Source organism: Pseudomonas sp. SJZ080, from assembly GCF_007828295.1.
Classification (GTDB): domain Bacteria; phylum Pseudomonadota; class Gammaproteobacteria; order Pseudomonadales; family Pseudomonadaceae; genus Aquipseudomonas; species Aquipseudomonas migulae_A.
This window is the reverse complement of sequence record NZ_VIUK01000003.1, coordinates 59,250-80,709: the sequence shown is the minus strand read 5'-3', so window position 1 is coordinate 80,709 and position 21,460 is coordinate 59,250. Positions and strand designations below refer to the sequence as shown.

The 21,460-nt window shown below is 58.7% G+C and carries 23 protein-coding genes; 18 read left to right on the top strand and 5 right to left on the bottom strand.

What is annotated here, in order from left to right; genetic code table 11:
* The first annotated feature begins 47 nt into the window (after positions 1-47).
* The 3 genes from FBY04_RS05125 (at position 48) to FBY04_RS05115 (ending at position 3,732) form a co-directional block, all read left to right on the top strand.
* Complete coding sequence (locus FBY04_RS05125; RefSeq protein ID WP_084321888.1) at positions 48-590, top strand: YaeQ family protein; 543 nt, start codon at positions 48-50, stop codon at positions 588-590.
* Between the two features lie 58 nt (positions 591-648).
* Entirely contained in the window at positions 649-2,358 is a 1,710-nt protein-coding gene (gene recJ / locus FBY04_RS05120; protein ID WP_145314704.1) for a single-stranded-DNA-specific exonuclease RecJ, read from the top strand.
* Between the two features lie 267 nt (positions 2,359-2,625).
* Positions 2,626-3,732, top strand: coding sequence for an NADH:flavin oxidoreductase/NADH oxidase (locus tag FBY04_RS05115; RefSeq protein ID WP_084321890.1), 1,107 nt, complete (start codon positions 2,626-2,628; stop codon positions 3,730-3,732).
* A 208-nt stretch (positions 3,733-3,940) separates the two neighbouring features.
* On the opposite strand, the gene FBY04_RS05110 is transcribed toward FBY04_RS05115, so the two are convergent.
* Positions 3,941-5,566: a glucan biosynthesis protein D gene (locus FBY04_RS05110; protein WP_145314703.1), complete on the bottom strand. Its 1,626-nt coding sequence runs from the start codon at positions 5,564-5,566 to the stop codon at positions 3,941-3,943.
* A gap of 416 nt (positions 5,567-5,982) precedes the next feature.
* On the opposite strand from FBY04_RS05110, the gene FBY04_RS05105 reads away from it, so the two are divergent.
* Positions 5,983-6,168 carry a hypothetical protein gene (locus FBY04_RS05105; protein ID WP_017340256.1) on the top strand — a complete coding sequence of 62 codons (186 nt, stop codon included), beginning with the start codon at positions 5,983-5,985 and terminating at the stop codon, positions 6,166-6,168.
* Positions 6,169-6,248: 80 nt separating this feature from the next.
* Here FBY04_RS05105 and FBY04_RS05100 read toward each other — a convergent pair whose 3' ends face one another.
* Positions 6,249-7,118, bottom strand: coding sequence for a DNA-binding response regulator (locus FBY04_RS05100; RefSeq protein WP_084321892.1), 870 nt, complete (start codon positions 7,116-7,118; stop codon positions 6,249-6,251).
* Between the two features lie 406 nt (positions 7,119-7,524).
* Between FBY04_RS05100 and FBY04_RS05095 the strand changes: the two genes are divergently transcribed.
* From FBY04_RS05095 to FBY04_RS05035, 13 genes are all read left to right on the top strand, one after another.
* Positions 7,525-7,716, top strand: coding sequence for a Flp family type IVb pilin (locus tag FBY04_RS05095; RefSeq protein ID WP_084321893.1), 192 nt, complete (start codon positions 7,525-7,527; stop codon positions 7,714-7,716).
* A 151-nt stretch (positions 7,717-7,867) separates the two neighbouring features.
* On the top strand, positions 7,868-8,059 hold the full coding sequence (locus tag FBY04_RS05090) for a Flp family type IVb pilin (RefSeq protein WP_084321946.1): 192 nt from the start codon (positions 7,868-7,870) through the stop codon (positions 8,057-8,059).
* A gap of 151 nt (positions 8,060-8,210) precedes the next feature.
* Positions 8,211-8,402: a Flp family type IVb pilin gene (locus FBY04_RS05085; RefSeq protein WP_084321894.1), complete on the top strand. Its 192-nt coding sequence runs from the start codon at positions 8,211-8,213 to the stop codon at positions 8,400-8,402.
* Between the two features lie 27 nt (positions 8,403-8,429).
* A complete protein-coding gene (locus tag FBY04_RS05080; RefSeq protein ID WP_084321895.1) occupies positions 8,430-8,960 on the top strand; it encodes a prepilin peptidase in 531 nt (176 codons plus the stop codon).
* A gap of 2 nt (positions 8,961-8,962) precedes the next feature.
* A complete protein-coding gene (locus tag FBY04_RS05075) occupies positions 8,963-10,297 on the top strand; it encodes an AAA family ATPase (RefSeq protein WP_145314702.1) in 1,335 nt (444 codons plus the stop codon).
* Between the two features lie 15 nt (positions 10,298-10,312).
* A complete protein-coding gene (gene cpaB, locus FBY04_RS05070) occupies positions 10,313-11,131 on the top strand; it encodes a Flp pilus assembly protein CpaB (RefSeq protein WP_145314701.1) in 819 nt (272 codons plus the stop codon).
* A 73-nt stretch (positions 11,132-11,204) separates the two neighbouring features.
* Positions 11,205-12,551, top strand: coding sequence for a TadE/TadG family type IV pilus assembly protein (locus FBY04_RS05065; protein WP_145314700.1), 1,347 nt, complete (start codon positions 11,205-11,207; stop codon positions 12,549-12,551).
* 8 nt (positions 12,552-12,559) lie between these two features.
* Complete coding sequence (locus FBY04_RS05060) at positions 12,560-13,039, top strand: TadE/TadG family type IV pilus assembly protein (protein WP_145314699.1); 480 nt, start codon at positions 12,560-12,562, stop codon at positions 13,037-13,039.
* Entirely contained in the window at positions 13,039-13,533 is a 495-nt protein-coding gene (locus FBY04_RS05055) for a TadE/TadG family type IV pilus assembly protein (protein ID WP_084321900.1), read from the top strand. The genes FBY04_RS05060 and FBY04_RS05055 overlap by 1 nt, the downstream gene beginning before the upstream one ends.
* Entirely contained in the window at positions 13,527-14,747 is a 1,221-nt protein-coding gene (locus FBY04_RS05050) for an AAA family ATPase (RefSeq protein WP_084321901.1), read from the top strand. Before FBY04_RS05055 ends, FBY04_RS05050 begins: the two co-directional genes overlap by 7 nt.
* A gap of 3 nt (positions 14,748-14,750) precedes the next feature.
* Entirely contained in the window at positions 14,751-16,184 is a 1,434-nt protein-coding gene (locus FBY04_RS05045) for a CpaF family protein (protein WP_084321902.1), read from the top strand.
* Positions 16,181-17,167 carry a type II secretion system F family protein gene (locus FBY04_RS05040; protein ID WP_084321903.1) on the top strand — a complete coding sequence of 329 codons (987 nt, stop codon included), beginning with the start codon at positions 16,181-16,183 and terminating at the stop codon, positions 17,165-17,167. The genes FBY04_RS05045 and FBY04_RS05040 overlap by 4 nt, the downstream gene beginning before the upstream one ends.
* A gap of 29 nt (positions 17,168-17,196) precedes the next feature.
* Positions 17,197-18,159 carry a type II secretion system F family protein gene (locus tag FBY04_RS05035; protein WP_145314698.1) on the top strand — a complete coding sequence of 321 codons (963 nt, stop codon included), beginning with the start codon at positions 17,197-17,199 and terminating at the stop codon, positions 18,157-18,159.
* 205 nt (positions 18,160-18,364) lie between these two features.
* On the opposite strand, the gene FBY04_RS05030 is transcribed toward FBY04_RS05035, so the two are convergent.
* The 3 genes from FBY04_RS05030 to FBY04_RS05020 form a co-directional block, all read right to left on the bottom strand.
* Positions 18,365-18,634 carry a DUF3613 domain-containing protein gene (locus tag FBY04_RS05030; protein WP_084321905.1) on the bottom strand — a complete coding sequence of 90 codons (270 nt, stop codon included), beginning with the start codon at positions 18,632-18,634 and terminating at the stop codon, positions 18,365-18,367.
* 18 nt (positions 18,635-18,652) lie between these two features.
* Positions 18,653-19,366: a tetratricopeptide repeat protein gene (locus FBY04_RS05025; RefSeq protein WP_084321906.1), complete on the bottom strand. Its 714-nt coding sequence runs from the start codon at positions 19,364-19,366 to the stop codon at positions 18,653-18,655.
* A gap of 119 nt (positions 19,367-19,485) precedes the next feature.
* Entirely contained in the window at positions 19,486-20,709 is a 1,224-nt protein-coding gene (locus FBY04_RS05020) for a type II and III secretion system protein family protein (protein WP_145314697.1), read from the bottom strand.
* Positions 20,710-20,938: 229 nt separating this feature from the next.
* Here FBY04_RS05020 and FBY04_RS32305 point away from each other — a divergent pair, with 229 nt between their 5' ends.
* Positions 20,939-21,181, top strand: a complete 243-nt coding sequence (locus FBY04_RS32305; RefSeq protein WP_178118256.1) for a hypothetical protein — start codon at positions 20,939-20,941, stop codon at positions 21,179-21,181.
* The last annotated feature ends 279 nt before the right edge of the window (positions 21,182-21,460 follow it).

Here is a 21,460-nt window from a genome sequence, read left to right as displayed (position 1 = left end):
CGCATCGGTTAGACTTGCCGCCTTTCCACGTATCAAGAAGCCCGTTCATGGCCCAGCCGTCCACGACCTACAAGTTTGAACTGAACCTCACCGACCTCGATCGCAGCATTTACGAGACGGTGAAGCAGACCATCGCCCGTCACCCGTCGGAAACCGAAGAGCGCATGACTGTGCGACTGCTGGCCTACGCCTTCTGGTACAACGAGCAGCTGTCGTTTGGCCGTGGTCTGTCAGACGTGGATGAACCCGCCCTGTGGGAAAAGAGCCTCGACGACCGTGTCCTGCACTGGATCGAAGTCGGCCAGCCAGACGCTGATCGCCTGACCTGGTGCTCCCGCCGCACCGAGCGCACCAGTCTGCTGGCCTACGGCAGCCTGCGCGTCTGGGAAACCAAAGTGATCCCGGCGATCAAGAACCTGAAAAACGTACACATCGCTGCTGTGCCGCAGGAAGTCCTGGAAACCCTGGCCAAAGACATGCCGCGCGTTATCAAGTGGGACGTGATGATCAGCGAAGGGACGATTTTCGTCACCGACGACCGTGGTCAGCACGAAGTCCAGTTGCAGTGGCTGAGCGGCGAACGCGGCTGATTTTTCACCGCGTCATCCGGTTTTATCCTACGTATTCAAGAGAAGCATCTGTCACCCCATGCGCATCGAACCTCGCCTGTTGCCCGACACCCTGCCATTTCTCGGTGATCTGCCGCCGCTGCTGACCCGCCTGTATGCGGCTCGGGGCGTGTTGTCCGAGGCTGAACTGGACAAGAGCCTGGCGCGGCTGATTCCGTTCCAGCAGCTTAAAGGCATTGATGCCGCGGTGGATTTGCTGGTGACAGCCCTGGAGCAGCGGCAGCGGATTCTGATCGTCGGCGACTTCGACGCTGACGGCGCGACGGCCAGTTCCGTCGGCATGTTGGGCTTGCGCCTGCTGGGCGCGGCGCATGTCGACTATCTGGTGCCGAACCGTTTCGAGTATGGCTACGGCCTGACACCCGAAATCGTCGAAGTGGCGCTGACCCGCACACCGCAGCTGTTGATCACCGTGGACAACGGCATCTCCAGCGTTGAGGGGGTGGCCGCGGCGAAAAAGGCGGGTCTTCGCGTGTTGGTCACCGACCACCACTTGCCCGGTGATGAACTGCCGTTGGCCGATGCCATCGTCAATCCCAACCAGCCGGGTTGCGGATTTCCGAGCAAGGCATTGGCCGGTGTCGGGGTGATTTTCTATGTGCTGATGGCCCTGCGCGCGCGTCTGCGCAGCCTCGGCTGGTACGAGAGCAAACCGCAGCCGAACATCGGCGAGTTGCTCGATCTGGTGGCGCTCGGCAGTGTCGCCGACGTGGTGCCGCTGGACGCCAACAACCGGATTCTCGTCCACCAGGGCCTGGAGCGAATTCGCGCCGGACGCGCACGACCGGGGATCAAGGCGATCCTTGAAGTCGCCAAGCGCGACCACACGCGCATTACCTCGACCGATCTCGGGTTCATCGTCGGCCCGCGCCTGAACGCGGCGGGGCGGCTGGATGACATGAGCCTGGGCATCGAATGCCTGCTCACCGACGATGCCGGGCTCGCCCGGGAAATGGCCGTTCAGCTCGATGGCATGAACCAGGACCGCAAATCCATCGAGCAAGGCATGCAGCGCGAGGCGCTGGCCCAGCTCAAGGACTTGCCGGTTGAGTCGATGCCGTTCGGCCTGTGCCTGTTCGATCCCGAGTGGCACCAGGGCGTCATCGGGATCCTCGCTTCGCGTATGAAAGAGCGCTATTTCCGTCCGACGATTGCCTTTGCCGATGCGGGCGATGGCATGCTCAAGGGGTCGGGGCGTTCGGTTCAGGGCTTCCACATTCGCGACGCCTTGAGCGTGGTGGCGGCGCAGCATCCAAACCTGATCAGCAAGTACGGCGGCCACGCCATGGCGGCAGGTTTGACGTTGCCGGAAGCGAATTTTCCGCTGTTTGCCGAAGCCTTTGACGCTGAAGTGCGTAGGCAATTGCGCGAGGAAGACCTGACCGGGCGACTGCTGTCGGACGGGACGTTGGCGGTCGAGGAGTTTCACCTTGAACTGGCCCGCGCCCTGCGTCATGCCGGTCCGTGGGGACAGCACTTCCCGGAGCCGTTGTTTCATGGGGTATTCCAGTTGGTCGAGCAGCGCGTTGTTGGCGAACGGCACCTCAAAGTGGTGCTGAAAAGCGAATGCGGCTCGGTGAAGCTGGACGGCATCGCGTTCGGTATTGACCGCGATATCTGGCCGAATCCGACGATCAAATGGGTGGAACTGGCCTACAAACTCGACCTTAACGAGTTTCGCGGGAATGAGACGGTTCAGCTGATGATTGCCCACATCGAACCGCGTTGACCCCATCGCCGGCAAGCCGGTTCCTACAGGATTTGCGCACATCCTGTAGGAGCCGGCTTGCTAGCGATGGCGATTTCCCTCACGCCGAATCTCTCGGAACCCTCCCTCATCCCCCATTGTCGACTAGGCTCTAAGCACTGCTTGATTGGCCTTGTGACGTCTTGTCAATTTTTTGCCCGCGGGGGCGGGTGCTGCACTTTTTTCCTGTCACTCGTCGACTTTTCAAACAGAACCCTGGAGCCTGCCCACTGAGACGAGAGGTGCCCCATGAGTCTGCTGCTTGAACCCTATACCCTTCGCCAACTGACCCTGCTAAACCGCATCGCCGTATCACCGATGTGCCAGTATTCCAGCGTCGATGGCCTGGCCAATGACTGGCACCTGGTGCACCTCGGCAGCCGTGCTGTCGGCGGCGCCGGTCTGATTTTTACCGAAGCCACGGCCGTCACCGCCGATGGACGCATCACCGCCGAAGACCTCGGTTTGTGGAATGACCAACAGATCGAGCCGCTGCAACGCATCACTCGCTTCATCGCCGCCCAAGGCGCCGTCGCCGGCATTCAGTTGGCCCACGCCGGGCGCAAGGCCAGCACCCATCGGCCGTGGATCGGCAAGCACGGCAGCGTCAAACCGGAAGACGGCGGCTGGACCCCGGTCGGCCCTTCGCCAATCGCTTTCGATCCGCAACACACACCACCGAAGCAGCTCGATGAGGGCCAGATCGCCGAGGTTGTCCAAGCGTTCGTCGACTCGGCGAAACGGGCACTGACCGCCGGTTTCAAAGTCGTCGAAGTCCACGCCGCCCACGGTTACCTGCTGCACCAGTTTCTTTCGCCCCTGAGCAATCAGCGTCGCGATCAATATGGCGGTTCGTTCGAGAATCGTATTCGGCTGGTGCTGCAAGTCACCAAAGCGGTCCGCGCGGTGTGGCCAGAGGAGTTACCGGTGTTCGTCCGTGTGTCGGCCACCGATTGGGTGGAAGACGGCTGGAACCCTGATGAAACCGTTGAACTGGCGCGACGCCTCAAAGACTTGGGCGTGGACCTGATTGACGTCTCCTCGGGCGGTACGGCGGCCAACGCGGAAATTCCTACAGGTCCCGGTTATCAAACCCGCTTCGCCGAACGTGTGCGCAAGGAGTCAGGCATTGCGACCGGCACTGTAGGAATGATCACAGAGCCGGCGCAGGCCGAGCACATTCTGCGCACCTGTCAGGCGGACATCATCTTCCTCGCCCGTGAGTTGTTGCGTGATCCGTACTGGCCGTTGCATGCCGATGACGACCTGGGAGGGCGCAAGGCGATCTGGCCGGCGCAGTATCAGCGCGCGACGCATCGGGATCAGCCGATTCATGAGTCGGATTTGCGTGACTGAGTGATGCGGTAAAAGCAAAAAGCCCCGGTTCAGTTGACCGGGGTTTTTTGCATTCCTGCTCTGGATTTTTGGTGTTTGTTCGGCCGTCATCGCGGGCAAGCCCGCTCCCACATTTGATCTTTGTCGTACACAAAATTTGTGTCCCATGAAGATTCACTGTGGGAGCGGGCTTGCTCGCGAAGAGGCCCGTTCAGACACCAAATTGCTCTCAGGTGTACTTACGCTTCTCCGGCGCCGGCGGGAAATACTGATACAACCAGGTCTCGCTCAGCGTCCGGTCATTGGTGCGAATAAACAACCGCAGCTCCACCGGGGCCACACTGTCATTGGTCGGGAACCAGTCAAACGTAATCCGGTAGCCCTTGATGTCATCCAGCACCAGCACGTTGAAGTCTTTGACCTCGCCATTGGAGCATGTCACCACCGGTTCTATGCCCGTGCCTTCAGGCAAGCGGTCCAGCCCGCCGCCCGTGAAGTCCACCGCAAACCGGCGTGCCCAGACCTGCGGGTAATGCTCGCCCGGCGCCCAGCCCTCAGTGAAGCCGCCCATGCCCGAACGGGTCGCGGCGACCCGCGCCAGCGGCGTGCCGACCGGCGGCAAAGCGCTCCAGTACAGCTTGTAGCCGTAGTTCAGGGAATCGCCCGCCGCGACCGGTTTTTTCGGGGTCCAGAACGCGACGATGTTATCCAGGGTTTCGCCGGTCGTAGGAATTTCCAACAGATCGATAGAGCCTTCGCCCCACGCGGTCGTAGGTTCGACCCACAGGCTTGGACGCTTGCTGTACCAGTCGACCGTGTCCTGATAATTGGCGAATTCGTGATCGGTCTGCACGAGGCCGAAACCTTTCGGGTCGGTGTCGGCGAACGCGTTGAATTGCAGGGTGGCCGGATTGTTCAGTGGACGACAGATCCACTCACCATTGCCACGCCACATCGCCAGGCGATCCGAGTCGTGGATCTGCGGGTGAATGGTGTCGCACATGCGGCGCTCGTGGGTGCCGCAGCTGAACATGCTGGTCATCGGCGCAATGCCGAGCTGCTCGATGGCGGTGCGCGCGTTGATGTGGGCATCGACTGCCATGACGACCTGACTGGCCTGGCAATCGATGTCAAATCGATAGGCACCGGTCGCGCTCGGCGAATCCAGCAGGGCATACACCACGAAACGGGTGCTGTCCTTGTCCGGGGTCTCGAACCAGAACTTGGTGAAATCCGGGAATTCCTCGCGCTTCTTGGCATAGGTATCGACCGCCAGACCACGGGCCGACAGACCGTACTGGCCGGTGGCGTCTACCGCGCGGAAATAACTGGCGCCGAGGAACGACAACACGTCATGCCGGTCCAGCTCAGGCGCCTTGAACAGCTTGAACCCGGAAAACCCCAGGTCGCCCGTGAGCTGCTTGGTGTCGACCGTGGTGTTTTCATAGTTGAACAGCGAAGGGCGGAAATGCACCTCCCGCGCCTGACGCGTCTTGGGGTCGACGCTGTACATGCGCACCGGCTGCTTGAAACCCATGCCGACATGGAAAAACTGCACATCCAGCTGACCCTTCAAATCCTTCCACAGGGAATGATTGCCGTCGTAGCGGATCGCGTTGAAATTTTGTGGGGTCATGGTCGCCAGGGTCGGCGGCAGCACCTGCTTGGTGTCCTGGTAGCGGTTGCCGGCGAGCTGCTTGGCCTGGATTTTCAGGGCTTCGAAATCAAAGGCCTGAGCCTCGCCATCAGCGGTGCCATTACCCGCCCAGGCCCGGGCGGCCAGCAGGCCTGTGGCGGACAAACCGGTGTAGGCAGCGATGGCCATGGACGCTTTGAGCAAATTCCTGCGATGCATAAGTACAACCTGTCGTGAACAATCCCGCGCCGTTCCTGGCACGTGCTGGATCAAAAATGGAGGTTCGGACATGCCTTCGGCCAAACGCAACGGACTTTAAACAGATGCCAAATAGCTTAAACCGTTCGGTGGCAGAGCAAAAATGATTGATGGCGTGACGATGGCTCGGCTGTGAAACAAGACATTTCCGGTAACGTTTCCCACAGCGATTTCTGATTTACAGGGCGTTTCTGCTTTTTTCGACTAATTACTCTAAAAACCGCTTTTCAGCACCCGGATAGTTTCTATTCTATGGGCATGACCGGTTTCCGCCCTCAGGCCGGTGGGATTCAGTTGGCACGAGGTGACCGCTGAAAAAGGGTAGGGCGATGCGGTTTTTGAAGTTTTCTTTTTTGACGTAAAGAGGGACATCGTCCATGTCGAAAGTACAAGGCATCACCGAAATGTTGGGGATCTTCCCTTGCCTGGGCATCGGGCGGCGAAGGCGTCGGCTTAATTCCGAGGAGTTGAAACTGGTGGAGCGGTATCGCGAGTTGTCGGAGAGTGACCGGATTGCGATGCGGTATCTGGTGGATGCGATGCGCAGTGTTTCGCGGTTTTGAGTAAGAAGCCGAGGGGCGGACTGTGAAGTCTGCCCCTTTTTCATGTACGCCCGGCATGGGCGCAATCTTGCGGGTGCCGATCAACCGCTGAGGCTTTCTATCAGGCTTTCGAGCGCTTCAGTGATATTTTCATCCTGCGCCAGTTGCGCTGCTGCAGTTGCTCTTTCTTGACGCGCCAAGCGGTATTCACTGGGCGTGCAGTTTGCGAACTGCTTGAAGGCACGAGCGAAGTAGGACGGATCCTTGAAGCCGGCCTCATAGCCGATGCTGGTAATAGGCATCTGGCTGTTGTCGAGCAGTTCTTTGGCGAAGTTCATGCGCTTGTTCAAGATGTAATCCGTGAAGCCGAGTCCATTGGCTTCCTTGAACAGGCGGCTGAAGCGAAATGTCGTCATGCCACAGCGCTGCGCCAATTCCCTTTGATCGATGCTGTCTCGAAAGTGTTGTTCGATGTACAGCATGACATTGCTCAGTGCCTGGTGTTTTTGGTGCCCTGAGGTCAGCCGGATGCTGTCGGGCAGGGTTGGGGAGTGGTCGACCAGCAGCGTCTTGCGCAGGTCTGTAACATTTCGGCGCAGCTCGCAGAGCTGAACTACAGCAGTCAGGTAGCGACTCTTCTCTGTGAGCGAGAGCGGGAGCACCATGTATTCCCAGACGCTGGAACGCATGGCCCAGACGGCCAGTTCCTCTGAGTGCTGCACGGTGAACATGGTGATCGGGATGGCCGGTGTGCTGCGTTTGATCTCCAGCAACAGCCTCAAGCCTGGGGTGTCGGGGCGATCGAAATGCATGCAGATCATGTCCGCCTGTTCCCCGATGGGCAGCATGGAGTTTTTCGCCAGTTTGCAGTCGCAAGTACCCTCGAACTGCGCGATCAGTTCTTTCGTGGATCGATCATGAGTCAGATCGAACCATAGGAGCGATGGCCTTTTGGTCAAATTGGACGTCATGTCTCTACTCTGCAGGTCTGGGTGACTCTTTTCTCGAGTATTGTCAATGCGCCATCACTTTGCAGATTGAATCCTTATAGGAACGACGAGTTACAGATCTATTCGATATATGCGTTTCCTGGGCGGCTGACCGGGCCGAGTGTTTGCGGGTGTGTTGTCGACGATCCCGGGTTTAACCACTTGTCGCTTCTGAATCAATGACAATTGCCGTTGCGTTTCAATGCCCTGTTTACCCCTCTCGTGACTTCTGCAAAGGCCAATGCCCCGTATCCGGCCGCTCCGCAAAAAAGTCCTAATGATGTGCAAAATCCTCCTAACGCCTATGCCTGCTTACTGACTAGGGTTGCATCAGGCAGCACAGAAAGTTCTGCCTCAGAAAAAACAACATTCGAGTGAGGTGGGCCAAATGAACATGCAAACAATCAAGGCTTCGGTAGTGAAGTTCGCCAAAGACGAAGACGGTCTGACCATTGTGGAATACGCGGTGGCCGGCGGATTAATCACGGTAGCTGTTGCCGCAATGTTCACTCTTCTGGGCGGTGCCGTGAACACCAGAATCACAGCGCTGTGCGCTGCGGTCAAAGGCGCTGCCTGCTGATGACAGTAACCCGTTGTGGTGGTGCGCGGTGATGTTCATGGAGCAACCGGTTTTACAGTTTCTCTGATAGACCGGCAACTCAATGGACTTCGCGCAGTCCCCGCCAATGTATTTTCTGAGTCGTATGACCGATGAAGTGAGGTACAAAAAAATGAATCTGCAAACAATCAGAACTTCAATCACCCGGTTCGCCAAAGATGAAGATGGCCTGACCATTGTGGAATACGCGGTAGCGGGTGGATTAGTTACGGTAGCGGTGGCCGCAATGTTTATTCTTTTGGGTGGCGCCGTGAACACCAGAATCACAGCGCTGTGCGCTGCGGTCAAAGGTGCCGCCTGCTGATGACAGCCACTTACTGTGGTGGGGCGCGGTGATATCCATAGAGCAACCAGTTTTACAGTCTCTCTGATAGATCGGGCAACTCAATGGACTTCATGGTGTCCCCGCCAACGCACTTCTGATCCGTATCACAGTTGAAGTGAGGTATACAAAAATGACTCTGCTAACCATCAGAACTTCAATCGCCAAGTTCGCCAAAGATGAAGATGGCCTGACCATTGTGGAATACGCCGTCGCCGGTGGATTAGTTACGGTAGCGGTGGCCGCAATGTTTATTCTTTTGGGTGGCGCCGTGAACACCAGGATTACAGCACTGTGCGCGGCGGTCAAAGGTGCTGCCTGCTAACGATAATCCCGGTAGGGGGAATGCGCCATGTCCATGGAATTGCTGGTGACGACGGTTTTACTGCTAGGACTATTGGGCGTGGCGGTGGTGAGCGATCTGCGTCGCCACCGTATCCCCAACATGCTGGTCCTGTTGGGCCTTGCCCTGGGACTGGGCGGTCAAATGTATTTAGGTGGCGTCAGCGGATTGGCTGACAGCCTGTTGGGCATCCTGGTCTGTTTTGCACTGTTTCTGCCGATGTACGCCTTGGGTGGCATGGCCGCCGGCGACGTCAAGTTAATGGCCATGGTCGGCAGTTTTCTACCCTTCCATTTTGCATTGTGGGCTGCCTTGTTCAGCCTGATAGCGGGTGGCGTGTGCGGTTTTTTGATTGTGCTGTATCGCGGCCAACTGCTTCAGACCCTGGGACGTTATTGGTTGATTCTGAGGGCGCAGGCCTATCTGGCGCCAACTTCAGATGAAGTAGCCGGCAAGCCTTTCCCTTATTCGGTTGCAATCTTGATAGGCACTTTAATCAGCGTCTACTGGCAACTGGTTGCCGGTGGATTCGGAGGTTAGTCATGCACATCATTGTCGATAGTGATGCCTACCCCAGCGCTCGAGCCGCGGTGCAACGACTGGCTCCCCAGCCGTGCACAATCCGCGAAACTGGTCTGACAGACAGTTTCCTCGGCGAGTTGGTATGCAAACACTTGTATGACGCTGGCGTGCTGGACATGCCGCGGCTGGTGGAGCGCCTGGCGCTGACCGGCGCTGTACTGGATGAGGTTCTGGCGTTTCTGCGCAAGGACGGTCGTGTCGAGGTGCTTGGCCAGTTGGGGTCGCAAACGACAAGTGGGCAAATGCTGCGTTATGGCCTGACCGAACGCGGGCGCAGCGCCGCCCGCGATGCCTTGTCGCGCAGTGGCTACATCGGCGCGGCACCCTTCCCGGTGAGCACCTACCGGTCCCTGATCAAACTGCAAACCATTCACCATGGTCGCATCAACGCCAACGATATGCGCAATGCCTTTGCTGGCGTAGTGCTCACCGACAGCATGCTCGATCAGTTAGGTGTGGCGATGAACTCCGGGCGCGCCATTATGATTTATGGCCCTGCGGGTACTGGCAAGACCTATATCAGCCGTCGGCTGATCCGTCTGTTCAACGAGGCCATCTGGGTGCCTCATGCCATCGTCATCAACGAATCCGTGATCGAGATCTATGACCCGCAAGTGCATCAGCGGCTCGATGATAACGTTCAACAGAACAACCTGATGCTCAACGAAGGGATCGACCGTCGATTGCTGTGCTGCAAACGCCCGATCGTCGTCACTGGCGGTGAGTTGAGCATGGAGCAACTGGACGTTCGCTATGACCCTTACACCCGTCAATACCAGGCTGCCTTGCAGCTCAAGGCCAGCAATGGCCTGTTCATCATCGATGACATGGGGCGCCAGCGCATGCCGCCCGCCGAGCTGTTGAATCGCTGGATCGTCCCGATGGAAGAGAAGCGCGATTATCTCAACCTGGGCGGCGGTCGGCATTGCGAGCTGCCGTTCGATCTGATTCTGGTGTTTTCCACCAACCTCAATCCTCTGGAGTTGGCCGATGAGGCCTTTCTTCGCCGGATTGGCTACAAGCTGCAATTCGGTTATCTGCAGCCCGAGGAGTACGAAAAGATCTGGCGTCAGGAAAGCGAGCGTCTGGGCGTGCCTTATGACCAGTTGCTGGTGCGTTATGTGCTGCAAAGGCTTTATGCAAGTGAAGGCATGCCCCTGGTGCCTTGCCATCCCCGAGATCTCCTGAGCATGGCGCTCGATCGTCAACGTTACATGGGCGGTTCCGGACCACTGTCACCGCAAGAGTTGGAATGGGCCTGGCACAACTACTTCGTCCAGCTCGACTTTCTTTGATACGGAGATACTGACATGAGCTCTCGTACTCTTTCCCTGATAGGCGTTTCCCTGGTCATGGGCCTTGGTGCTGCATGGATGGCTGACTCCTGGCTGAGCGCCCGGCTCAATGCCAGCCCGGATGATCACCTTCGAAGCGTAGTGGTCGCCACGGTAGAGATTCCATTCGGGCAGATGGTCGAGGCTCAGCAGGTCACGACCGTACGCATGCCCATGGATACGATCCCGGAAGACGCCTTCGACTTGAGCGAAAAGGCTGTGGGCAAGATCGCAACGTTCGACATTCTGAAGGGCGACATTGTGCGCGGTGCGCGTCTGAGTGAGCACTTGGGTGGCAGCACCCTGGCTTCGCTGATTGCGACAGACAAGCGTGCCATCTCGGTACGGGTGGACGATGTGGTCGGTGTGGGCGGGTTCCTGTTGCCGGGTAACCGGGTCGATGTACTCGCGACCAAAACCACCAGTGCCGGCAGCAATAGCGCCGTGTCCAGGACCATCCTCGAAAACTTGCGGGTATTGGCGGTAGACCAGACGGCGGGTACCGACAAGACCCAACCGGTGGTGGTGCGTGCAGTGACGCTGGAAATGACGACCGCAGAGGCTGAAACCCTGGTCACGGCGCAAACGGAAGGGAAGTTGCAATTGACCTTGCGCAATCCGCTGAACACCGAGAAAAAAATCGCGGCCGTTGCACCTGTTGCACCTGCCGCACCGGTCATGGCAGTGGCCACCGCCACGGTGCCAAAACGCGTGGTGCAACGCAGCAGCGGCGAAAGTGGTGGGGCTATCACCGTCATCCGCGGGGTCGAAACCAAAGTCGTCAACATTCGCTGACAGGGCGTAACAGGTCCTGGACACCAGGTCTTGGCGGAGCCGATCCGCATCAGTATTGGCAAATGAGGGCTTGATGATGAATCGTCGTATTCAGCAGCCGTTCACTGCGACGCCAAGGCGCCAGAAAGGATCGGTGAGTGTATTGATGGTGATCGCGTTGGCGGCGATTGGCATGGTGGCCGCACTGGCTTTGGACGGCGGGCACATGATGCTGAACAAAACGCGCTTGCAGAATGCGGTGGACGCCGCGGCCCTGAGTGGCGCCAAAACCCTGAGTCAGGTGGAAGGTGGTGCCAATATTGCCAGTACGACGCGGACTGCCGCACTCAATACGCTGACGCAAAATGCGAATGCCACGGGCAACACAGAATTGGCAACGGCGGTTGGTGGCAACGCAGCCACATTCGCGGTGGTGGAACTGGCAAGCAGTGTCTATGGGCCGTTCTCCTATCCCGGGCCAGCGAATGCCAAATACGTTCGGGTATCGGTACCGAGCTATAACCTGACCGGATTTTTCTGGAATTTCGCCCAGGTATTCGGTTCTGGCGGCCTGGGGGCCAAAGCAGTGGCGGCAATCGCCACTGCCGGACCCAGCCCTACCAGTCCTTGTGATCTCTCGCCTTTGATGGTCTGTGGCGACCCGACTCAATACAACCCTGGCGCAGGCATGTTCTGGGGATTCCAGTTTGGTGATTTGCAGGTATTGAAGACGGCTGCCGGCAATTCGTCGCCCATTGGTCCAGGCAACTTTCAGTTGCTCGATTTTGGTTCGGGCGGCAGTACGGTCAGGGAGGACCTGGCCGGAGGCGGCAAGGTCTGCCGCGCTGTGGGGGACAACGTCCAGACCGCACCTGGCAACAAGGTCGGCCCTACCTCCCAGGGCTTGAACACACGCTTCGGCATTTACAACGGCCCGGTCAGTGCCTCGGACTATCCGCCGGACCTGGTGACCGCGTCCAGCAACCCCGCGATCACTTACGACGACTCGGTCACACCGGCACAGGCGAAGTACAAGGGGCAAACCGTCACCTCGAGCAACGGCAATCTCACGGCGGGCAGCGACGCGATATTTGACTACAACGACTGGCGTGCGAGCGTTGCCGCGTGTGTGGCAGGGGCTGGCAGTGGTTGTGAGAGTCATGGCGTGTTCGAGCGCCGGATGATGAAAATTGTGGTGGGCAACTGCACGGGCAAACAAGGCGGTTCAACCTCGATCCCCGTCCTCGGTTTCGGCTGCTATTACGTGGTGCAACCCATGGATGGCGGTGGCGGGGACGCTCAGATCTTCGGGCAGTTCGTGAAGGAGTGCGAAGGCGACAACGTGGCCGGCCCTACGCCGTCAACCGATTCCGGCCCACAGATCATCCAGCTCTACAAAACCTATCTCAACGGCAGCGGTACTCCGAGCACTGACTCATAGGAGGCGTCATGAGACTTCACGCGTTTAAACCTCCGCAGCGCCAGCAAGGCCTGGCCATGGTGGAATTCACCCTCGTCCTGCCGGTGTTGCTGCTGCTGTTACTGAGCCTCGGTGAGATCGGCCGCATGCTCTATCAGTACAACGTGTTGCTGCAGGCCAGCCGGGATGCCGACCGTTTTGTCGCAGGCCACGCCTGGAACTCGACGCTGGGTGCGGTCTCTCTGAGCAATGCGCTACAGGCCCAGACGAAAAACGTTGCGGTGTATGGCGTGCCTGCCAACACCGGCACCGCTGTGTTGTCCGGGTTGACGCCTGACAACGTGGTCGTCGCCGCGGTGGGCACCGACCATGTGCGAGTCACCATCACCTATACGTTCTGCCCGGTGATTGGCAGTGGCAATTGTGGCGGCTCGATTCCGGGTTTGTTTGGCAATCAGATTGCGCTGAGCATTCCGCTGGTTGCCACTACCGTGATGAGGGCACTGTGATGAATAGAAAACACATGCGCGGAACCTATACGGTGGAGTTCGCCTTCGTTGGTCTGCTGGTGTTCACGCTGTTGTTTGGCGTGTTGGAAATGGGCCGCCTGTACTTCACGGTCAATGCATTGGATGAGGCCGCGCGCCGTGGTGCGCGCCTGGCAGCTGTCTGCGATATCAGCGATCCGGTGGTGTTGCGGCGGGCAATCTTCAATGCCGCGACCGATGCAGGTACGAGCCAGCTGATCAGCAATCTGGCCACCACTAATCTGACGTTGACCTATCTGGACGCAAATGGCGCTCTGGTGGCCAACCCCGCTGACCTGGTCAGCGTCAACGGCTTTCGTGCCATCCGCTATGTCCAGTTGAGTCTGCAAAACTTCGTTTTCAATCTGTTTATTCCCGGGTTAGGCGTGCCCATTACCTTGCCTGCATTCAGGGCAACGTTGCCACGCGAAAGTCTCGGGCGTCATTCCGATTCCGGGGAGATCACACCATGCTGAATATGAAGGAAACGCCGATATCCAGTTCGACTGGCAAAACCGGTTTGCGGTTGCTGATCAGTAGCCGTGATGCCACCTCTTTGCGCGATCTGCAGAGTGTCTGTCAGCGCATGCCTGGCCTTGAGGTCAGCACTCGCCTGGTGAGCAATGGGCATGTTGACCCGCTCTACAGCCTGGACCGTATGCCCGATCTGTTGCTGTTGCGCGTCAGCCACCTGTGGCGCGAGGAGTTGTCGGCGCTGTTGCAACGCCCGGCCCACGAGCGTCCGCCGATGTTGGTGTGCGGACTGCTGAGCGAACAGGAAGCCATGCGCCTGGCGATGCAGGCCGGTGCGCGGGACGTGCTGCCGGAGCCCATCGCCGAGACCGAACTGGTCGCCGCCATGAATCGGCTGCTCACGGAGGTTCGGAGCGGCAGTGGGGCTGACGGGAAATTGATCGCCGTGATGAGCGCAAAGGGCGGTTCCGGCGGAACCATGGTGGCCTGCAACCTGGCACAACAGCTCAGCATGAAAGGCGGCAGCACCCTGTTGCTGGATATGGACCTGCAATTTGGCAGCGTGACGCATTGTCTGGATGTGGCGCAGACGCACAGCCAACTGGAGGTGTTACATCAGATCGACGGCATGGACAGCGTCGCGTTACGCGGTTTTTGCAGTCACTTCAGCCCGACCTTGCATGTGCTGGGTGGTCGGGCTGGTGAGCTGTGTTTGCCGCAGGATGCCCAGCCCGAGCAACTTGACGCCCTCTTGCAGTTGGCCCGCGCCAGTTATGGCTGGGTGGTGGTCGACCTGCCGCGGCAAATCGATCACCTCACCGGTTCTGTGCTGGAGCAGGTGGATCGGGTGTACGTGGTGGTGCAACAGAGCGTCAGCCATCTGCGCGATGCCAGCTCTCTGGTGCGGATTCTTCGCGATGACCTGGGCGTGCGCGGGGATCAATTGCAGATAGTGGTCAACCGTTATGACAAGGCCGCAGCGATCAGCCTGAAAGATGTTGGCGAGGCGCTACGTTGCACCAATCTGTCGAAATTACCCAACGACTTCAATCTGGTCAGCCAGAGTCAGAACACTGGTGTGCCGTTGGGGCTGCATGCGCCGAGGGCAGCGATTACTGCTGCACTGCGCGACATGACCGAGGACCTGGTCGGTCAACAGGTGGCCGGCAACAAAGGCTTGCTCAAACGCACCTTCAACCGTTTTTTCGGGGGATGACCCATGATCAGCGACTTTCGTAACCGCTTGCGCAAACAGTCCGGTAAACCCGTCGCTGCCCAATCGCACGACGATCTGCTGGATCCGCCAGAGGAAATAATGGCGTGGGAACGTGTGACACCAGACGTTCTATACGAAACCAAAAGCCAGGTCACCCCGGTGGAGTCCGAGTGGCGGGAAAAGATCTACCAGCAGTTGCTCAAGGTCATGGACCTGTCCTTGCTGGACTCCCTTGAGCAGGCCGAGGCTGCTCGGCAGATTCGCGATATTTGCCAGCGCCTGCTCGATGAGCATTCGGCACCGGTGAGTTCCGTCAGCCGCCAGTTGATCATAAAGCAGATCACCGACGAGGTGCTCGGCCTGGGGCCTCTGGAACCGTTGCTGGCCGATCACAGCGTGTCCGACATTCTGGTCAACGGCTTTGCCTCGGTCTATGTCGAGCGCTTCGGCAAACTGCAACGGACTGATGTGCGTTTTCGCGATGATCAGCATTTGTTGAACATCATCGACCGTATCGTCTCCAACCTGGGGCGGCGTATCGACGAGTCCTCGCCGTTGGTGGATGCCCGGCTCAAGGACGGTTCGCGGGTCAACGCGATTATCCCGCCGCTGGCCATCGATGGCCCGAGCATGTCGATTCGGCGCTTTGCGGTGGACCTGCTCAATACCGACAGTCTGATCCAGGTGGGGACGTTGACCCCGGCCATTGCCCTGCTGCTCAAGGCGATTGTCCGTGGGCGCTTGAACGTGCTGATTTCCGGCGGTACCGGCAGCGGCAAGACCACCATGCTCAATGTGCTGTCCAGTTTCATTCCGCAAAACGAGCGGATTGTCACCATCGAAGATTCGGCCGAACTGCAACTGCAGCAACCCCATGTGGTGCGCCTGGAAACCCGGCCTTCGAACATCGAGGGCCGTGGCGAAGTGAGCCAGCGGGAGTTGGTGCGCAACAGCCTGCGGATGCGTCCGGACCGCATAGTGATCGGCGAGGTTCGCGGCGTAGAGGCGCTGGACATGCTGACTGCGATGAACACCGGCCACGACGGCTCGTTGACCACGATCCACGCCAACACTGCACGCGATGCGTTGGGGCGAGTCGAGAACATGGTGTCGATGACCGGGGCGACCTTTCCGATCAAGGCCATGCGGCAGCAGATCGCTTCGGCCATTGATGTGGTGATCCAATTGGAACGCCAAGAGGATGGTAAGCGCAGACTGGTCAGCGTGCAGGAAATCAACGGCATGGAGGGCGAAATCATCACCATGACCGAAATCTTTTCCTTCGTGCGCCATGGCATGGGCGAAAACGGCGAAGTGCTGGGTGATTATCGTCCCAGCGGCATGATCCCCGCGTTCCGCGATGTGCTGGCCAAGCGCGGCATCGAGTTGCCGCTTACGATGTTCAGGCCTGAATGGATGGAGGCACGGCAGTCATGAGCAATATTCCTGGTGAATTCATTCTGATGTTCCTCGGCATGGTGTTTATCGCTGTGTTCCTCCTGTCTCAGGGGGTGGTGGTGCCGGTGTTCGGCGAGGCCGGCAAGATGCGCAAGCGTATCCGCGGCCGTTTGCACGTTCTGGAGAAAGCCAACAATCTGCCCAATATGCAGACGGTGTTGCGACAGAAATACCTGACGCGCTTGACGCCACTGGAGGCCATGCTCGAGCAGTTGCCCTTTATGGCGAGCCTGACCCAGATGATCGAGCAGTCCGGTCATGAATACCGTGCTTATCGGGTGTTGTTGCTCGGGCTGTTCCTGGGCGCCTGTGCAAGCCTCTCGATCTGGATGATCTCGTCAGTCTGGTGGATGGCGTTGCTGGCGGGCTTCGGAGCGTTCTGGCTACCACTGCTGAAAATTTCTCGTGACCGTAGCAAACGCTTCGCCGGGTTTGAGGAAGGCCTGCCGGATGCACTGGATGCCATCTGCCGTGCCCTGCGCGCCGGGCACCCGTTCAACGAAACCCTGCGCTTGGTCGCCGAGGAGCATAAGGGGCCGGTCGCTCAGGAGTTTGGCCTGACTTTCGCTGATATCAACTACGGCAACGATGTACGTCGGGCCATGCTCGGCCTGCTGGAGCGGATGCCGAGCATGACGGTGATGATGCTGGTGACCTCAATCCTCATCCATCGCGAGACCGGCGGCAATCTGACCGAGGTGCTGGAGCGTTTGAGTCGCCTGATCCGCGGGCGTTTTCGCTTCCAGCGCAAGATCAGGACCCTGTCGGCCGAAGGGCGGATGTCAGCCTGGGTGCTGGTGTCGATTCCGTTCGTGCTGGCGATTGCGATCGTTTTCACAAGCCCCACCTACATGCCTGTGCTGCTCAATGATCCCATCGGCCACAAACTGATCATCGGGGCGTTTTGCGCCATGCTGGTCGGGATTTTCTGGATACGCAAAATCATTCGGATTCAGGTTTAAGCGGTATTCGCTACCGGGAGGTACAGGTCATGGACTTTTTGCTCGGGTTGTTCAGTCGGGTCACGGGGAGCGAGGAGGTGGGGCGCCTGTTGTTCCTCGGCGCGATCGGTTTGAGTACGGTGCTTGCGGTTGTCGCCGTGAGCTTGCTGGTGATGGGGCTTCAGGATCCGGTACAGCGTCGTCTGGCGCTGATCAAGCGTGGTCATTCAGGCAACACCGCCGGGCAAGAAGCCCCGGGTAATCTGCAACTGTTACTGGAGCGGGTCGGCCAGCGTTTTGCCTCGGCCGAATCGGCTCAGACATCCGTCACCCAGACATTGTTGACGCATGCAGGGTACCGGTCCTCTTCGGCGGTGCAGATGTACTGGGCTGTGCGCTTGATGACGCCGCTGTTATTAGTCGGTATTGCGTTGCTGCTATTGCCGATGATTCCCAGGGTTTCCCTCGCCATGGGGCTGCTGGCGGTGGTCTTGGCTGCAGGTATCGGATGGTTGCTGCCAGCGCTGTATGTCGCCAAGCGCAAGCAGTTGCGACAAGGTCGGTTGCGTGCCGCGTTTCCGGATGCGCTGGATCTGATGGTCGTCTGCGTGGAGTCGGGCCTTGCCTTGCCCACCACGATCGAACGGGTGGCGGAGGAGATGTCAGTCAGCCAGGTCGAACTGGCTGAAGAACTGGCCTTGGTCAATGCGCAAATCCGCGCGGGCATTTCCAGTACAGCGGCGCTCAAACAACTGGCTGTGCGCACTGGCCTGGATGACGTACAAGGGCTGGTCAGCCTGTTGGCGCAGAGTATCCGCTTTGGTACCAGCGTGGCCGATACCCTGCGCATCTATGCCGATGAATTCCGTGATCGGCGTACTCAGGCCGCCGAAGAGATGGGGGCGAAAATTGGTACCAAGCTGATATTTCCACTGATTTTCTGTCTGTGGCCGAGCTTCTTTCTGGTCGCTATCGGCCCGGCCTTGATCGGGGTACTCAAAGTATTCGGGTGAGGTAAAAACGGGCAGAGGCTATCGAGTGCGATGGCCTTGCCCCCCGAGGCTGATCTGCACTTTCCTGTCATGGATCCACACATTTCCCGCAGCAGGGTAATCCTGATGTGTAGAGACCATCGTTTTCCTGCACACGACATCAAGCCCGGCTTTGCAGCCAGGCTACTCTGGACTACGCCAGAGGCTGATCACCCATCGACATGCCTCAGTTGCCGCTAGTGATCTCTCCCCCAGTATCCTGGTCATAAAACTCCGGAATCGGGTAGTTGAAGCTATTCAGCCAGCGCTGCATGGCCAGGTCACGTTCGGCGGCCGAAGCGGTTTGCAGTTCAGGGGAGGCAACCACACCTCGAATCTGCAACTGCAGCCACTGTTCGGTGCCTTGTTGATACGGCGAAGAGGGGCCCGGCTCAATAGCCCAGGCAGTGGTGGACAGGCAAGCCATGCACACGATCAACAGCCTTTTGGTATTCATCTCGACTCCTCGTACGTTTTACTGGTTCGCACTGGAAGAGGCATCGGCTACCTCTGTCCTGCGATTCCCCTCGGAAGCCACCACTTTTTTGGCGGAGGCCTTGAGTTTTTCCGCGCGGGTTTGAGCCTCGGCGACTTGCTTGGGGCTCAAGTCGGCGCGGGTCACGAGGTCAGCAGCCGCCTTCCAGTTATCCTGGTAGATCAGCAGCGTCACCATATTGAGTGCCGCCAGTGTGTTTGCCTGCTTGAGCTCCATGGCGGTCATGAACTCAAAGCGTGCTTCAGGGATCCGTCGCTGATTGAGGTAGACGACCCCCAGGTCATTTCGCATCCTGTCGTCGGTGGGGGCCATCTTCACCGCACGCTCAAGGTGAGTGGCAGCGGTGGCGTTATCATTTTTGGCGGCGGCCAACTGGCCCAGGCCATGTTCCCCTTCAGCCGTCAGACAGGTGCCGAGCAAGCTTTCGTACAACGGCTGCGCGTCGCCGCTACGCCCCATCATGCGCAGCACCCGAGCCTTGCGCAGGCGAACCTGGACCAGGTTGTCGGGCAGACCTTCCAGGTTCGCCAGGCTGGCATACAAACGGCCTTCGTCGGCCATGTTGTCGGCCAGGTTCAGGGCCAGTTCCTGCTCCGAACCGGGCTTGGCACAGCTGGCCGGTCGCGAAGACAGGCCATTACTGGCACAGCCTGCGAGCATTAATGTCGCCGCTATTGCAATGACTGCTTTCATCGAATGTCCTCTGGCTACGACAGGTTGAACGCCCGGCCAATGGCTATGAAACTGGCCCGGCAGGCGTTCAACGTCACCGTTACGAGTGAGGGTGAGGCAAGTCCGGTTCAGGCTTCTGATCATTGCGAGAGCCCGCTGAGACTGTCGAAGTCGCCATTTTCCAGGAAAAACATGCGGTAGAAGTTCGGGTCGTAATTGCGCAGCTGTTCACCGGGCAATGACGGTAGTTGTGCATTGGCAGCCAGTGGCTGGACCAGATGGGGGGTGACGATCATCAGCAGTTCGCGCTCTTCACGGTTGATGGTGTTGTCGCGGAAAAATGCGCCCAGAACCGGGATATCGCCCAGCCCCGGAAACTTGTTCACCTGGGAGTTGTTGCGGGAGCTGATCAGGCCGCTGATGACGAAGCTTTCGCCGTCGGCCAGGGAGATGCTGGTATCGGTACGGCGCACGCTCAGGGCCGGGACTATCGTGCCGGCGACGCTCACGGCGTTGGTGAAGTCCAGTTCACTGACTTCCGGCGCCACCTTCAGCGCGATACGATTTTTCCCGATGATGGTTGGCGTCAGAGTCAGGCGGATACCGAATTCCTTGTACTCGATGGACACGTTATCGCTGCCTGAACTGGGCACCGGAATCGGTATTTCACCGCCGGCCAGGAAGCTCGCACTCTGCCCGCTGAGCGCTACCAGGCTTGGCCGAGCCAGGGTGTAGGCGAAACCACTGCCTTCCAGCGCATTTAGCGCCACCAGGGTATTGCCGGTAGCAAATGTGAGGTTGAAGTTGTTGTTATTCACCGGAATCGCCGGCGTGACAATGCCGCCGATGGTGGGCAAGGTTCTCGGCGAGCCGAACAGGAAGTTGCCACGGGTGCCGAAAATCGAGGCGGAGGCTTCCTTGAGCTTGGTCCGGCTGACTTCGACGAAACGGATATCGGTCTGCACCTGGCTCGGCAGCAGCGGGTCGTCGGAGGGCACCGACGGCGCGCTGGTCAGTGCCGATGTGGCTTTACCCTTGACGAACACCATGCTTTGGCGCGGCGTTTTCGAACAGGCAGTCCAGACCATCAGGCTGGTGGTCCCCGGTGTCATGCCCGTTAGTATGAACGCGTTGCTGCCGCTGGGTTGCACGTCGGCAATTTTCGGGTCACCCACCGCCAGTTGCGTTATCGGAACGGGGCTTCGCATTTCATTCTGCAGCCCCTGACCGACCTCGAACGTAGTCGACCAACTGTCCAGTTGCGAACAATTGGCAGGTGCGGCCTGAGCCGCATTCACGCTGAGACCCGTCCAGAACAGGCCATGGATAATTTGCTTGAAAGCGGGCGCGGGACGAAGGCTCATTTAGTGCATCCTCACTGGATAGGCCATCTATAGGCAGACTAAGTTGTCTCTGATCACTTCACGGGGATCGGACTATCCCCCCCAATGCGCCAGACCACTTATCCGTGGCTTTGGCGTTATTCCTTGCGGGCAACACACGAGCGGGCGCAGTTCGCTGATCTGGCTGGACAGCGAGCGACCTTTGCTAAAACGGTTTTTAGTGAGGCGGTTATCTGGAGTGCCCGGCAGAGTGATGCTGGCAGTTACGGACGGTACTGTCCGCCAACCTGCCCCCCCCCGAAAAATAAACGGCCATGCAGGTACAGAGCCGGAATACGCCTGCCATGATCATAGTGAGCTAACTCCTTTTGCCAATCTGATCACTGAAGCTAACTTGGAAACTGGAGCCGTTATGACTTCTTATTGTTTGACGGTAGTTCAATCAAACCAAAGTGCCATGATTTTAGAAAAATCCGGCATATCCCTCCCTTGATCCGCACCGTTGACACTGACCCTTGTAGGAGCCGGCTTGCTGGCGATGGTCGTCAACGATAACGCGTGCTGTCTGGTTCAACGTAGCGCCCTTGCGCCCATCGCCAGCAAGCCGGCTCCTACAGGTTTTGCTTCAGCTACAGGTGCCCATGATCGGGAACGGTCGCTGTGCCTGCACCAGGTCCGGCATATCCCTCCCTTGATCCGCACCGTTGACACTGACCCTTGTAGGAGCCGGCTTGCTGGCGATGGTCGTCAACGATAACGCGTGCTGTCTGGT